The organism is Serratia sp. Z4 (assembly GCF_009900725.1).
Lineage (GTDB): Bacteria > Pseudomonadota > Gammaproteobacteria > Enterobacterales > Enterobacteriaceae > Serratia > Serratia nematodiphila.
On sequence record NZ_JAAABD010000002.1, the window covers coordinates 233,185 to 247,417 of the forward strand.

Annotated in this window: 10 protein-coding genes and 1 pseudogene; 5 read left to right on the forward strand and 6 right to left on the reverse strand. The window is 57.0% G+C overall.

What is annotated here, in order from left to right; genetic code table 11:
- The first annotated feature begins 29 nt into the window (after positions 1-29).
- Positions 30-2,336, forward strand: coding sequence for an FdhF/YdeP family oxidoreductase (locus GT753_RS08990; protein WP_160125535.1), 2,307 nt, complete (start codon positions 30-32; stop codon positions 2,334-2,336).
- Between the two features lie 15 nt (positions 2,337-2,351).
- Here the strand turns inward: GT753_RS08990 and GT753_RS08995 are convergent, their stop codons facing one another.
- Positions 2,352-3,206 (reverse strand): LysR family transcriptional regulator, encoded by an 855-nt coding sequence (locus tag GT753_RS08995; RefSeq protein ID WP_044031131.1) that lies wholly within the window; start codon positions 3,204-3,206, stop codon positions 2,352-2,354.
- Positions 3,207-3,305: 99 nt separating this feature from the next.
- Here GT753_RS08995 and gloA point away from each other — a divergent pair, with 99 nt between their 5' ends.
- Positions 3,306-3,833 (forward strand): lactoylglutathione lyase, encoded by a 528-nt coding sequence (gene gloA / locus GT753_RS09000; protein WP_118891984.1) that lies wholly within the window; start codon positions 3,306-3,308, stop codon positions 3,831-3,833.
- Positions 3,834-4,018: 185 nt separating this feature from the next.
- The gene (locus GT753_RS09005; protein ID WP_015378024.1) at positions 4,019-5,953 is read left to right on the forward strand and encodes an exoribonuclease II; all 1,935 of its coding nucleotides are present in this window, start codon (positions 4,019-4,021) and stop codon (positions 5,951-5,953) included.
- A 74-nt stretch (positions 5,954-6,027) separates the two neighbouring features.
- Here the strand turns inward: GT753_RS09005 and GT753_RS09010 are convergent, their stop codons facing one another.
- Positions 6,028-7,338 (reverse strand): MFS transporter, encoded by a 1,311-nt coding sequence (locus GT753_RS09010; RefSeq protein ID WP_015378025.1) that lies wholly within the window; start codon positions 7,336-7,338, stop codon positions 6,028-6,030.
- Positions 7,339-7,368: 30 nt separating this feature from the next.
- The gene (locus tag GT753_RS09015) at positions 7,369-8,532 is read right to left on the reverse strand and encodes a M20 aminoacylase family protein (RefSeq protein ID WP_015378026.1); all 1,164 of its coding nucleotides are present in this window, start codon (positions 8,530-8,532) and stop codon (positions 7,369-7,371) included.
- A 43-nt stretch (positions 8,533-8,575) separates the two neighbouring features.
- Between GT753_RS09015 and GT753_RS09020 the strand changes: the two genes are divergently transcribed.
- Together GT753_RS09020 and GT753_RS09025 are read left to right on the forward strand one after the other, a co-directional pair.
- On the forward strand, positions 8,576-8,860 hold the full coding sequence (locus GT753_RS09020) for a hypothetical protein (protein ID WP_126181070.1): 285 nt from the start codon (positions 8,576-8,578) through the stop codon (positions 8,858-8,860).
- 57 nt (positions 8,861-8,917) lie between these two features.
- Complete coding sequence (locus GT753_RS09025) at positions 8,918-10,984, forward strand: carbon starvation CstA family protein (protein ID WP_046898209.1); 2,067 nt, start codon at positions 8,918-8,920, stop codon at positions 10,982-10,984.
- A 106-nt stretch (positions 10,985-11,090) separates the two neighbouring features.
- On the opposite strand, the gene GT753_RS09030 is transcribed toward GT753_RS09025, so the two are convergent.
- The 3 genes and pseudogenes from GT753_RS09030 to GT753_RS25960 all read right to left on the reverse strand — a co-directional run.
- Positions 11,091-12,278, reverse strand: coding sequence for a glycosyltransferase family 9 protein (locus GT753_RS09030; protein ID WP_076741179.1), 1,188 nt, complete (start codon positions 12,276-12,278; stop codon positions 11,091-11,093).
- A 669-nt stretch (positions 12,279-12,947) separates the two neighbouring features.
- Entirely contained in the window at positions 12,948-13,313 is a 366-nt protein-coding gene (locus GT753_RS09035; protein ID WP_075686866.1) for a hypothetical protein, read from the reverse strand.
- Positions 13,314-13,624: 311 nt separating this feature from the next.
- Positions 13,625-14,123, reverse strand: a pseudogene (locus tag GT753_RS25960) (hypothetical protein); the annotation flags it as partial.
- Positions 14,124-14,233: the final 110 nt, after the last annotated feature.

The following is a 14,233-nucleotide window of genomic DNA, read 5'->3' on the forward strand; positions in this document are numbered from 1 at the left end:
TTAGCTACAACCACCTGCGAAGTGTCACCATGAAATTCAAACCGTCAATCAAGCCTTATACCGGCCCGGCGGGCGGCTGGGGTTCGCTTGAAGCCACCACCCGCTTTGTCCTCGACAGTAAACAAACGCTAAAAAACATGCGCAACCTGATGCGCGTCAACAAGGCGCGCGGCTTCGACTGCCCCGGTTGCGCCTGGGGCGACGACAACCACAGCACCTTCAGCTTTTGCGAAAACGGCGCCAAAGCGGTCAGTTGGGAAGCGACGCGCAGCGCCGTGGAGCCTGAGTTCTTCGCCGCCCACAGCGTCAGCACCCTGCAGCAGCAGAGCGACTATTTCCTCGAGTATCAGGGGCGCCTCACCCATCCGATGCGCTACAACGCCGAAACCGACCACTATGAGCCTATCCATTGGCCGGACGCGCTGGCGCTGATCGCCAAACACATCAACGGCATGGACAACCCGAACCAGATCGAGCTGTATACCTCGGGCCGCGCCAGCAACGAAGCGTCGTACCTTTATCAGCTGTTTGGCCGCATGCTCGGCACCAGCAACTTCCCCGACTGTTCCAATATGTGCCACGAGGCGAGCGGCGTTGGGCTGAAGCAGAGCATCGGCGTCGGCAAAGGCACCATCCGCATCGATGACTTCGAAAAGGCCGATGCCATCTTCGTGTTCGGTCAAAACCCCGGCACCAACCACCCGCGCATGCTGCACAGCCTGAAAAACGCCGCCCGACGCGGCGCGCGCATCGTCAGCTTTAACACCCTGCGCGAACGTGGGCTGGAAAGGTTCGCCGATCCGCAGGATCCGGTGCAGATGCTGACGCCAAAATCCTCGCCGATCAGCTCTTCCTATTACCAGCCGAATCTGGGTGGCGATATGGCGGCGGTGCGCGGCATGGTGAAAGCCCTGCTGGAAACCCACCGCCAGCGGCTGGCCGCCGGTGAACCCGCCCTGTTTGACCTGGCGTTTATCGAACGGCACAGCGTCGGCGTAGAGGCTTATCTGGCGCAGGTGGACGCCACCGAGTGGCAGACCATCACCGCGCAATCGGGCCTGAGCGAAACGCAATTGCGCCAGGCGGCGGCCACCTACCAGGGTGCTGAACGGGTGATCTGCACCTGGGCGATGGGCGTGACTCAGCATAAGCACTCTATTGCGACGGTGCGTGAAATCACCAACCTGCAGCTGCTGTTCGGGCAACTGGGCAAACCGGGCGCCGGTCTGTGCCCGGTACGCGGCCACAGCAACGTCCAGGGCAACCGCACCATGGGGATCGATGAGAAGTCGCCGAAGGCGCTGCTCGACAGCCTGGAACGCCACTTTAACTTCACCGCCAATCGCGCGCTGGGCCACAACACGGTGGAAGCGATCGAAGCGATGCTGCGCGGCGAAGTGAAAGTGCTGATCGCGCTGGGCGGCAATCTGGCCGCCGCGGCGCCGGACACCGAGCGCACCGCCCGCGCCCTGCGCAACTGCGATTTGACGGTGCACATCAGCACCAAACTTAACCGCAGCCACCTGGTGACCGGCAAAGACGCGTTGATCCTGCCGACGCTCGGCCGCACCGAACTGGACATGCAGGCCAGCGGCTCACAGTACATCACGGTCGAGGATTCGTTCAGCATGGTGCACGCCTCGGAAGGCATCGGCAAACCGCTGGCGGATACTCAACGTTCGGAGACGGCGATCGTCTGCGGCATCGCCGACGCCGTGCTGGGTACGCAGCAGCTGGACTGGCTGGAACTGGCCGATGACTACTCGCTGATCCGCGATCACATCGCCGCCACCATTCCCGGCTTCGAGGATTTCAACCGGCGCTGCGAGCAGCCCGGCGGTTTCTACCTGGGCAATGCCGCCGCCGAACTGCGTTTCGCCACGCCGAGCGGCAAGGCGGAATTCAGCGACGCCGCGCTGCCGACTACCCTGTTCCCGCAGCTGGGCGGCGAGCAAGCGCCGTTTACCCTGCAGACGCTGCGCTCGCACGATCAGTACAACACCACCATCTATGGTCTGGATGACCGCTACCGCGGCGTTTACGGTCAGCGCGAAGTGCTGTTCATCCATCCGGAAGATCTGGCGGCGCTGGGCCTGCAGGATGGCGAACGGGTAGAGATAGAAACCCTGTGGAACGACGGCGTGGTGCGTAAGGTAGATGGATTCAAGCTGGTGAGTTACGACATCCCGCGTGGCAATCTGGCGGCCTACTACCCTGAAACCAACCCGCTGGTGCCGCTGGCAAGCTTCGGCGACGGTACCGGCACCCCGACCTCGAAGTCGATTCCGGTGGCAATTCGCCGCAGCGAGCAGCAACCGTCGCTGCGCATCGCCTGAAAACGCGCGCCCGGTTCACGCCGGGCGCGCCAATATTTCCAGGATAGTCTGCAATTCCTCGGACAGCTGATGCCGCCGCCAGACGAAATAGAGATCGCTCACGCCCTCCTCGCCCATTTCCACCACCTTCAGCCCCGGCGCCGGCAAGATCAGCGGCAGCAACGAACCCGGCACGCAGGCGACACCGCAACCGGCCTGCACGCAGGCTGCCATCGCGGCATAAGATTCCATTTCCAGCGTCATGCGCGGTTTTAGCCCGCGCGAGGCCAGCCAGTGATCGACCTTCAGCCGGAACGAGCACTCGCGGCTGAACGTGTAAAACTCCAGCGGCGCCAGCGTGGCGGCGTCGGGCTGCCCGACATCCGCCGGCATCAGCAGCACCAGCCGTTCGTCAAACGCCTTTTGGCTGGCCAGCAGCGGATGTTCAATTGGGCCGTCGGTAATCGCCAGATCGAGATCGCTGTCGATCAGCATGCGTTCCAGCACCAGCGAGTCGCGGCTCAGCACGTTGATGTGCAAATGAGGCTGTAAACGGCGCAGCCGGGCAATGCGCGCCGGCAAGTGACTGACCAGCGAAAAATCCAGCGCGCCGAGGTTTAACAGCCCATGCTGTTGCTCGCCGGCGAACAGCTGCTTGCTGCGCTCGGCCTGCGCCACGATGTCGCGCGCCTGCTGATAGAACAGTCGTCCTTTGGGATTGACGTACAGCCGGTTCTTGTCGCGGAAAAACAGCTCGCCGCCCAGCGACGCCTCCAGCTCGCGCAGCCGCAGCGTGACGTTGGAAGGCACGCAGTGCAGCTCGCGGGCGGCGGCGGCGATGGTTTTATGCTCCACCACGGTACAGAAAAACTTCAGCTGACTCAGCTTCATTTATCATTCACTTTTAGTTAGTGTTTTAGTTAAAAACAATCACTTTAGATTAGCATCGATTTCATCTACAGTCTGCCGACACCCTGAGGAGGATCTCTGATGCCACTGAATGACCTACTGACGCTGCCCGGCGTGGCGGCCCAACCGGACGCGGTAACCGATGGTTACGTGTTCAACCACACCATGATCCGCGTGAGGGACCTGACCAAGGCGCTGGATTTCTATACCCGCGTACTGGGCTTTACGCCTGTCTATCTGGAAACGTTCGAAGAAGCCGCTTTCACCATCTGCTACCTGACGCGCAGCCCGCGCGAGCAGATCCCGCAGGATGACGACGAACGCAAACGCTGGGCGCTGAGCCAACCGGGCATTCTCGAACTGACCCATAATCACGGCACCGAAAATCAGGCGGATTTCCACTACCACAACGGCAACGGCGAGCCGCGCGGCTTTGGCCACCTGTGCGTCACGGTGCCGGACGTGCGCGCCGCCTGTGAGCGGTTTGAACGCCTCGGCGTCACCTTCCAGAAACGCCTGCACGAAGGCCGCATGAACTACGTGGCGTTCATTCGCGATCCGGACGATTACTGGATTGAAATCCTGCAGCCGACGCCGCTGCGGGACTGATTGCCCCCTCCTTCACCCCGGCCCTCGCGCCGGGGTTTTTCATCTATCGCACTTCGATTGACCATTCTTGCGCAAAATCGCGCGGCAATGCGGGGTTCCGTGACGTTAGGCTTGCTCGCAGCGGGTGATTCGCGTAAAACTGTCAGCCGCAAATCTTGCCACTCACAACCCATTCACTGGACGATATGTTTCAAGATAACCCGCTGCTGGCGCAGCTTAAACAGCAACTTCACTCTCAGACCCCGCGCGTTGAAGGCGTCGTGAAAGGGACTGAGAAAGGCTTTGGCTTTCTTGAAGTAGACGGTCAAAAAAGCTACTTCATTCCACCGCCGTACATGAAGAAAGTCATGCACGGGGATCGCATTATCGCCACCCTGCACACCGAGAAAGAGCGCGAAATCGCCGAGCCGGAAACCCTGGTCGAGCCGTTCCTGTCGCGCTTTGTCGGCCGCGTGCAAAAGCGCGACGATCGTCTGTCCATCGTGCCCGATCATCCGTTGCTGAAAGAGGCGATTCCGTGCCGCCCGGTGCGTGAACTGACCCACAACTTCCAGGCCGGCGACTGGGCGGTGGCGGAAATGCGTCGTCACCCGCTGAAAGGCGATCGCGGCTTCAACGCCGACCTGACCCAGTTTATCACCGACGGTGAAGACCATTTCGCCCCGTGGTGGGTGACGCTGGCGCGTCACAACCTGGAAAAAGAGGCGCCGGAGATGCAGGCGCTCAGCGAGCCGAACGCGGCGCTGGTGCGTGAAGATCTGACCGCGCTCGAATTCGTCACCATCGACAGCGCCAGCACCGAGGACATGGATGATGCGCTGTACGTGACCGACAACGCTGACGGTTCGCTGCAGTTGACCATCGCCATCGCCGATCCGACCGCCTACGTCGAACAAGGCAGCAAACTGGACGATATTGCCCGCGTGCGCGCCTTCACCAACTACCTGCCGGGCTTCAACATCCCGATGCTGCCGCGCGATCTGTCGGACAACCTGTGCTCACTGCGCCCTAACGAGCGCCGTCAGGTGCTGGCTTGCCGCGTGACCATCGCCGCCGACGGCGCGCTGGGTGACGATATTCAGTTCTTCGCCGCCGAGATCGAATCCAAAGCCAAACTGGTGTACGACGAAGTCTCCGACTGGCTGGACGGCATTGCTGGCTGGCAACCGCCGAGCGACGCCATCGCGCAACAGATCACCCTGCTGAAACGCGTTTGCGACGCGCGCAACGCCTGGCGCCACCAGCATGCGCTGGTATTCAAAGATCGCCCGGACTACCGCTTCGTGTTGGGTGAAAAAGGCGACGTGCTGGAGATCGTCACCGAGCAGCGCCGCAGCGCCAACCGTATCGTTGAAGAGTGCATGATCGCCGCCAACGTCTGCGCCGCCATCGTGCTGCGCGATCGTTTGGGCTTCGGCGTGTACAACGTGCACACCGGTTTCGATCCCGCGCTGGTTGAGCAAGCGGTCACCGTATTGCAGGCTAACGGCGTGGAAGCCGAAGCCGAAAAACTGCTGACCCTTGAGGGCTTCTGCGAACTGCGCCGCCATCTGGATGCGCAGCCGACTCAGTTCCTTGACAGCCGCATCCGTCGTTTCCAAACCTTCGCCGAGATCAGCACTACGCCGGGGCCACACTTCGGTCTGGGGCTGGAGGCTTACGCCACCTGGACATCGCCGATCCGTAAATACGGCGATATGGTCAACCATCGCCTGCTGAAGGCGATCATCAACCAGCAATCGGCCGAAAAACCGCAGGATGACGTGACGGTGCAGCTGGCGGAACGCCGCCGCCTGAACCGCATGGCGGAACGCGACGTCGGCGACTGGCTGTACGCCCGCTTCCTGCAGGACAAGGCCGGTACCGATACCCGCTTCAACGCCGAGATTATCGACGTGACACGCGGCGGCCTGCGCGTGCGCCTGCTGGACAACGGCGCGGTTGCCTTCATCCCGGCGCCGTTCATTCACGCGGTGCGTGACGAGATGCAGTGCAGCCAGGAAACCGGCACCGTGCAGATCAAAGGCGAAGTGGTTTACCGCCAGAGCGATACCTTGCAGGTCACCATCGCCGAAGTGCGCATGGAAACCCGCAGCGTGATCGCCCGCCCTGTGGCCTGAACGCCAACCTGAAACGGTCGTAACGCAAAACGCCGGCGGTGAGAACCGCCGGCGTTTTTTTCGCCCCGCGTCTGCTAGCGCAGCGGATCGCCGCCGGTTTCACGCAACAGCGGCAGCGCGGCCAGCGAGATCAGCGTCGCCAACATCAGATAGCCGGCGGGCGCCAGCAGCGAACCGCTGAGTGCGATCGACTGTGAAGCGATGTATTGGGCAAAGCCGCCGAAGATTGCGACGCCAAGGCTATAAACCAACGCAAACCCCAGCGCGCGTACGCGCTGCGGAAACAGCTCGGAAATCACCAACAGCGTAGGAACAGACCCCAACGTCGTTAGCCCAACCATCAGCGCAACCACGCTCAGCAACACCGCCGGATACGGCGCCACCGTCAGCAACCAGAAAACCGGCAACGCCAGCAGCAAAATGGCGATCCGCGCCCAGCGGATCAGCGGCAGACGGCCATAGCGATCGCACCAGCCCCCAACCAGCAAACTGCCGCCGAAAGTGATGATCCCGGCCAGCAGCATCGCGGCATAGCCGTAAGTCTGCGCCATGCCCAGATACTTCACCGCAAAGGTACCGAGATAATACATAGAAATGTACGTGGCAACCGTGGCGCCGATGGTCAACATCACGCCGAGCACCACCGCTCGCGAGTGCCGGCGCAGCTGCGCAGGCGGCTCCTGAGTGCGCGACATCGGCGGACGGTCGCTTTCCAGCCCGAGGCGCAGCCAGCAACCGAGCGGAGCAAGCGCCACGCCGATAAAGAAAGGAATGCGCCACCCCCATTCAGCCATCGCGTTCGGTTCGCCCGAAAGCAGCGGCAGCGCGGCGCTCAACCCCAGCGCTGTCACACCGCCAATCACGCTGGCGATACCCTGCGTCGCCAGTGACCAGCTGGAATAGAAGCCGCGCCGATTAGGCGGCGCCGACTCCACCAGCAACGACATCGACGCCCCCACCTCTCCACCCGCCGCCACACCCTGGATAAGGCGCGCCGCCACCAGCGTGATGGTTCCCCAATAGCCGGCGCTGGCGTAGGTCGGCGCAAAACCGATCATCGCCGTACCCAGGCTCATCAACGAAATCGTCAGGATCATCGCCGGTTTGCGGCCGCGGCGATCGGCATAGGCGCCGATCAAAATACCGCCCAGAGGCCGCATAATAAAACTGACGCCGAACGTGGCGAACGCCAGCAGCAACGCCAGATTAGGATCGCTCGACGGCGGAAAGAACAGCACACTAATATAAATGACGAAGAAGTTATAAATGCCGAAGTCGAAAAATTCCAGTGCATTACCGAAGGAGGCGGCAAATATCACTTTCTTGCCACCCGTCTTCGACGGCGCATTTATTTCTGATTGCGTCACCGCCGTATTTTCACTCATTATGACCTTCCCTGTTATTATTCTTTTAGTTTATTTTAAATAGGCTTCCACCAGCGCGCCCCAATAATGGCTGCCCGCCGCCAGGCATTCATCGTTAAAGTCATATCCCGGGTTATGCACCATACAGCTTCCTTCACCGTCGCCATTACCGATCAGCAGATAACACCCCTGCGGCTGCGCCTCGAGCATGAAGGTGAAATCTTCACTGCCCATCAGCGGCTTGGCGCCGTAGTGCGCGCGCGCGGCGCCGAACTGCTGCTGCGCCACCTGATGCGCGAAGCGCGTCATGGCCTCATCGTTAACCAATACCGGAGCGCCGTTGATGTGGTTCACGATTGCCGTGGCACCGAAGCTTTGCGCCTGCGCCTGAATCAGCGCAGGAATGCGCGTTAACAGCTCGGTTCGCCACTCGCGCCCCAGCGATCGCACGCTAAGCCGCATTTCCGCGCTGTCCGGGATAACATTGGCCGCCTCACCGGCCTTAATGCTGCCGACGGTGATCACCGCCGCCTCCAGCGGATCGGTATTACGCGAGACGATGCTTTGCAGCGCGACGACGATATGCGAGGCCACCAGCACCGGATCGACGGTCAGATGCGGCATAGCGCCGTGCCCACCGCAGCCTTGCACGGTAACGACGAATTGGTCCGTCGAAGCCATAAAGGCGCCGTGACGGAAGAAAAACTCGCCCACCGGCAGACCCGGCATGTTGTGCATGGCGAAGATGGCGTCACAGGGAAAGCGTTCGAATAACCCTTGCTCCACCATCAACGCGCCGCCGCCCAGCGTCTCTTCCGCCGGCTGAAAAATCAGATGCAGCGTGCCATTGAAGCGGCGGGTTTGCGCCAGGTAACGCGCAGCGCCGAGCAACATGGTGGTATGGCCGTCGTGGCCGCAACCGTGCATGCGGTTGGGCACGCTGCTGCTCCAGGATTTGCCGTTGTTTTCTTCGATCGGCAGCGCATCCATATCGGCGCGCAGCCCGAGGCTTTTCACGCCGTCACCCACCCGCAGCGTACCGACGACGCCGGTGCCCGCCAATCCGCGGTGCACCTCATACCCCCACGAACTCAGATAATCCGCCACCAAATCGCTGGTACGAAACTCCTCGAAGCCAAGCTCCGGGTGCTGATGAATATCATGACGAATGGCCGTTAGCTGCGGTAAATAACCTGCAATGACTTTATCTATCATTATTAATTCCTTTTATTGACTTTATTATTTGTGAAATAAATGAATGGCGCTTCGAGCGCGAGCCAAGATATATCACGCAAAACGTTTATTAGTACCCCTTGTGTCGGCAATACAGAAAAATAATGCCAAAGGGATCGCGCAAGCGATGGGTTTAGATATTATTCGCCAGATAAAAATTAAAAATGCAGCAGGAAACGCTGCCGGGCCACATTGCGACGACAGCCTGCACCAATGGGGTTTCATCACGTTGTTTTTCCACCAAAACCCCACCTGCTTCACATTTCTCATCCGACCTGCCGCGGTTCGGCGGCAAAACTTCTACTGTTAAAACGTCATCCCTAATAACAACGTCAATTTCTACCTCTGTACGCCAAGGAGTTGTTTCATGAAAAACATCAGGTCCGGACTTATCTGGCTGCTGGTGGCGTTGGTCGGCGCTTTCGCCTTCGCCATGCTGGCGCTCAGCCGCGGCGAACACGTCAACGCCGTCTGGCTGGTGGTCGCCGCCGTCGCCTGCTACAGCATCGCCTACCGCTTCTACAGCCGGTTCATCGCCGACAAGGTCTTTGAACTGGATGACCGCCGTCTTACCCCGGCCGAACGCCACAACGACGGCCTGGACTACGTGCCCACCAACAAATGGGTGCTGTTCGGCCACCACTTCGCCGCCATCGCCGGCGCCGGGCCGCTGGTGGGGCCGATCCTGGCCGCGCAGATGGGCTTCCTGCCGGGGACCATCTGGATCCTGGTCGGCGTTATGTTGGCCGGCGCGGTGCAGGATTTTCTGGTGCTGTTCATCTCCACCCGCCGCGACGGACGTTCGCTGGGGGAGATGGCCAAGCAAGAGCTGGGGGCGTTCGCCGGGGTGATTACCATGCTCGGCGCGCTGGGGGTGATGATCATCATCCTGTCGGCGCTGGCGCTGGTGGTGGTGAAGGCGCTGGCCGACAGCCCGTGGGGGCTGTTCACCATCGCCGCCACCATCCCGATCGCGCTGTTCATGGGCGTCTACATGCGCTTTATCCGGCCGGGCAAAATCGCTGAAATCTCAGTGATCGGCTTCGTGCTGATGCTGCTGGCGATCGTTTACGGCGGCAACGTGGCGCAAGATCCCTACTGGGGGCCGTTCTTCACGCTGCACGGCACCACCCTGACCTGGGTGCTGGTGATCTACGGCTTCGTCGCCTCGGTGCTGCCGGTGTGGCTACTGCTGGCGCCGCGCGACTACCTTTCGACCTTTATGAAGATCGGCGTCATCATCGGCCTGGCCATCGGCATCGTTTTCGCCATGCCGGAGATGAAAATGCCGGCGGTTTCGCGCTTTATCGACGGCAGCGGCCCGGTGTTCGCCGGCGCCCTGTTCCCATTCCTGTTCATCACCATCGCCTGCGGCGCCATTTCCGGCTTCCACGCGCTGGTCTCCAGCGGCACCACGCCCAAACTGGTGGAGCGCGAAAGCCACATTCGCTTTATCGGTTACGGCGCCATGCTGATGGAGTCTTTCGTCGCCATCATGGCGCTGATCTGCGCCTCGGTGCTGGATCCGGGCGTTTACTTCGCCATGAACTCGCCGGCGGCGCTGATCGGCACCACGGTGGAAAATGCTTCGCAGGTCATTAACAGCTGGGGCTTTATCGTCACGCCGGAAACGCTGGCGCTGATCGCCAAAGAGGTGGGTGAGAATTCGATACTGTCGCGCGCCGGCGGTGCCCCGACCTTCGCCGTGGGCATGGCGCACATCATCAGCGAGGTGTTCAATAGCCGGGCGATGATGGCGTTCTGGTACCACTTCGCCATTCTGTTCGAAGCGCTGTTCATCCTGACCGCCGTCGACGCCGGCACCCGCGCCTGCCGCTTTATGGTGCAGGATCTGGTGGGCGTGGCGGTGCCGCAGCTGGCCAACAACCGCTCCTGGCTCGGCAACCTCGCGGGCACCACGGTGGCGGTGGCCGGTTGGGGCTTCTTCGTGTATCAGGGGGTGGTCGATCCGCTCGGCGGCATCAATACCCTGTGGCCGCTGTTCGGCATCGGCAACCAGATGCTGGCATCGATGGCGCTGATCCTCGGCACCGTGGTGCTGTTCAAGATGAAGAAGCAGCGCTACGCCTGGGTGACTATTCTGCCGACCGCCTGGCTGTTCGTCACCTCGATGACCGCCGGCTGGCAGAAGATCTTCCACGAAAAACCGAGCATCGGCTTCCTGGCGCAGGCGAAGAAGTTCTCCACCGGCATCGAGCAAGGCACGATCATTGCGCCGGCCAAGTCGCTGAAGGACATGGAGACCATCGTGTTCAGCAACCAAATCAACGCCGCGCTGTGCGGGTTCTTTATGCTGGTGGCGGTGACCATGCTGATCGCCGCTTTCTTCGCCATCCGCCGGGCGCTGCGTTCCGAACAACCGACGGCGCACGAGGTCAGCGCCGCACTGCGGGAGGAAACCAGCCGTGGCTGAGTCCCGGGGTTGAGATAGACGGCCGGCCTCTCGAGCAATGCGCTGCTCGAGGGGTTGGGTCGTTACCGCGCCGGTGGGCAATATTGCGTTTACGGCGGCATCCGCCTCACCGATCAACGGACTGCTGCAGCTGTTTTATTTCTTGCTTATCTAACAGGCCTCTTCGGCCGATTTCATGCAATATAAGCTCCGGAACATTATCCACATCAGCTATTTTTCTGCTATTAACAATAATCTGCTTTGCATTTTCATAGTCTGGCGCCCACAGGTCATTATTATCTGTTACGTTCTTGTAAACGCAAACCAATGATTTATTCCATGCAGCAGAAATATGTACAATCGACGTATCCGGGGATATAATCACGTCAACCTCCCGGATCAAAGCCATGACATGATGCAATGAATTAAATGGATTTATAACAACGTTACTTGGTAGAGATATAGTCAGTTCCTTTCGGTGATCGAGAATAATTATACTTATACTTGACGATTTTTCATTAAGCATATCAATAAGCCGAACAAGTTGCTCTCTGGATAGATTTCTCTCTGGACTTCCGGTAAAAACATTAATGACAATCTTGATTTTATCCTTCCAACCTCTTAAATACTCTCTCACTTCAAAAGTTATCTCATCTGGGATATGCAAGTCATAGGCACGGCGATTTGTAAGATTGAGCCCTGCGGCATGGGCAATCAAAGCAATTGCTTTCGTCACATGTTCCTTACCATTGTCAAATGAAATAGATTTGCTGTAGTGGTTAATGCAATCCCATTTATTAAAACCAAGAACAAACCTTGCGTTTATATCGCGAAAAAGCATCATCCTATGTACCGGGGTATCAAACAAACAAAGATCAACAACCAGATCATAATTATTCCCGCTTAACATCTTAACTGTTGATTTTGCAACTGTGTGAGTGAACCGTTTCAAAAATATCTCATTATTACAATCATCTGCCTCATAGATATTCCTGACATAGGGGTTGTGTTTCACCACCGCGCTACTCGATTTTGTGAGCAATAAATCCACCGTATAACCATACTCATAAAGACATTTCACTAGCGGCGTCGAAATCACCACATCGCCAATTGTCCCTTCATTGCGCAGGAGCAATACGGTTTTGACAGACTTGATATCAATCACATTTTTTCTACGCTTATCCCAGATAAGCTTTGCAATATAAACCTTAATATTCATCTTCACTTTTTTGAAGTAATAATTCCGCCTCCTGTTCCACTCTCTTATTTTTCTAAACCGCCCTGATGAAATGTAAATTTTCAAATCCTTATGCATGACAAACTCCATTAAGTTGAATAGCCAAAGGTTCAATAGCAGAGAAAACTGAATGATATTTCCGTAGCACTTTATCTTTTCGACTCTTGTGACAAAAAGTCATCGATGCAACATTATTACCTCCACTCAATCATGACTGAAAATAAAAATACACCCGTAGAATCACAACAGTTAAATACATTCATCAACTCGATAGCTGCCAAACAAAAATAATATTTTTAGCCTACCCAATCATGTTGCTCGTGACATATTAATGTTTGGAAAGGTTACCTTACCATCAACCTAGATGGCTGCCTAGACAGAAAATTCAGAATGCCAATGCTTGCATCTGATTGAAAACAACCTTATGTAATATAAAAGGTTCCAATAATTCAGACGTTGTCGGGAAGGCTAAGCGTTGATTTCACCTATAAGCAAGAGGCGTTATCTCTTACCGTTTCGATAACTTCCTGTATATATTTTCCACCTGTATTTGTTGGCCCTGAGTCAGCAATCTGATCACCCCCGTATTGGAATGCAGAGGATCAAAGTGTTAATTGAGTCGGGGCAGTTGATCATCCGCATCGCACCCACCACGGAGGGCACCGCATGAACATCACTTTTCCCCATGAGCCGTTGCCGGAGCTGACGTTGAGCAGCAACGCCCCGGCCAACTGGCCGGGGTTGGTTTTATTTAATAGGATAGTTGTAATGCTCTGGGATTTTATAATTTTCCGGGAACGACGTCCCATTGGGAAGTTTGAAAAAGCTGTCAACATCCTCATTGGTTTGATAAAAAACCCCATATATCCCAGATAAAAAATTTGATATACGTAGTAAGGCCGCTTGCATTGCAAGCTCATCGCCATTCTCTTTTGCTTTAAAAAACAACTCAATTGTTAAGTTAAGATTTTTTATGCTGTTCTGAATGCTATCAACTATTGAATAATCCTTTTCAAAATAAAGATTATTAATATCAAGCTCTTTTCCCGCCTTATGCTTTAATAGCTCTAAGTAAGCATCTTTAAACTTATCTAACATGCTGATATCAATCATTTTGGCAACCTTCTACCTTCAGCTTTGGCAGCTTTAGTTTTTGCGTCATTAAACGAACCATCAAGATTAAGGACCGCCCTTACCTTTGTCCCTGTACTGTCAAAGACCTCTATATGGTCCTTATGTTTAGCATCTAAATAAAACTGATCACCTTTCTGAGTATAATCACCTACGGGCTTATTTGCCTGATAGACACTTTGCCCCTGATATTGCTTACTGGTTTTTTTGGATAGTTCTTTGATTTCACTACCAAAGCCTGGTTGTTTAAGAAACTCACTCATATTCCCTACAGCTCCGGCATTAGGCGTATGTGGCACTTTCTTGCCTGGCAGGATAATCCCCGCCAGCATCCCGCCCGTAGCTTCCAACGCCGCCTGATTGCCTTCAGCCGCCTGCACTACCGAGTCTTTCACCGCCGACCAGGTATCGCTACTCATCAACGCTTTAACGCTGTCTGCCGCTGCTTGATTCTTACCCGACAGATCGCTCATTGCTCTGGAGCAGTAACTGTCTCCGGTAGCACAGGCCGCTAGTGCCATCGCCGCATCCGCAACGTAATCGGCTCCGCCTAACGTCGGTTTGCCGCTCTTCTCAAGCTGCTCCCTGGCCTGCGCCAGCGCCGCCGGGTCTTTCTGTGCCTTCAGCCCGGCAATCTCGCCCTGCGTGCGGATGACGTCCCACCGTCTGGCCGCCAATCTCGCCGATAAGCTGCGCCTGCTTCAGCCGGTTCTGCTCCTTCTCCTTGTTGAATATCGGGCTGATGCTGCCGTCGTTGGCATGTTCGGTATCACGGTTAAGCTGTGCGACATTGGCTTATCGAAGCCGAAATCACCACATACAACAACTTCAAACCACCGCTGTACCCGATTTTATTTAGTTACAGTAATGAGAGTTCAGAGCGTAGAAGCAATCCTTACCGT

Bases quoted from the DNA above. Each gene is read 5' to 3' on its own strand.
- GT753_RS08990 (WP_160125535.1), top strand. From the start codon at position 30: ATGAAATTCAAACCGTCAATCAAGCCTTATACCGGCCCGGCGGGCGGC.
- GT753_RS08995 (WP_044031131.1), bottom strand. From the start codon at position 3,206: ATGAAGCTGAGTCAGCTGAAGTTTTTCTGTACCGTGGTGGAGCATAAA.
- gloA (WP_118891984.1), top strand. From the start codon at position 3,306: ATGCCACTGAATGACCTACTGACGCTGCCCGGCGTGGCGGCCCAACCG.
- GT753_RS09005 (WP_015378024.1), top strand. From the start codon at position 4,019: ATGTTTCAAGATAACCCGCTGCTGGCGCAGCTTAAACAGCAACTTCAC.
- GT753_RS09010 (WP_015378025.1), bottom strand. From the start codon at position 7,338: ATGAGTGAAAATACGGCGGTGACGCAATCAGAAATAAATGCGCCGTCG.
- GT753_RS09015 (WP_015378026.1), bottom strand. From the start codon at position 8,532: ATGATAGATAAAGTCATTGCAGGTTATTTACCGCAGCTAACGGCCATT.
- GT753_RS09020 (WP_126181070.1), top strand. From the start codon at position 8,576: ATGGCGCTTCGAGCGCGAGCCAAGATATATCACGCAAAACGTTTATTA.
- GT753_RS09025 (WP_046898209.1), top strand. From the start codon at position 8,918: ATGAAAAACATCAGGTCCGGACTTATCTGGCTGCTGGTGGCGTTGGTC.
- GT753_RS09030 (WP_076741179.1), bottom strand. From the start codon at position 12,278: ATGCATAAGGATTTGAAAATTTACATTTCATCAGGGCGGTTTAGAAAA.
- GT753_RS09035 (WP_075686866.1), bottom strand. From the start codon at position 13,313: ATGATTGATATCAGCATGTTAGATAAGTTTAAAGATGCTTACTTAGAG.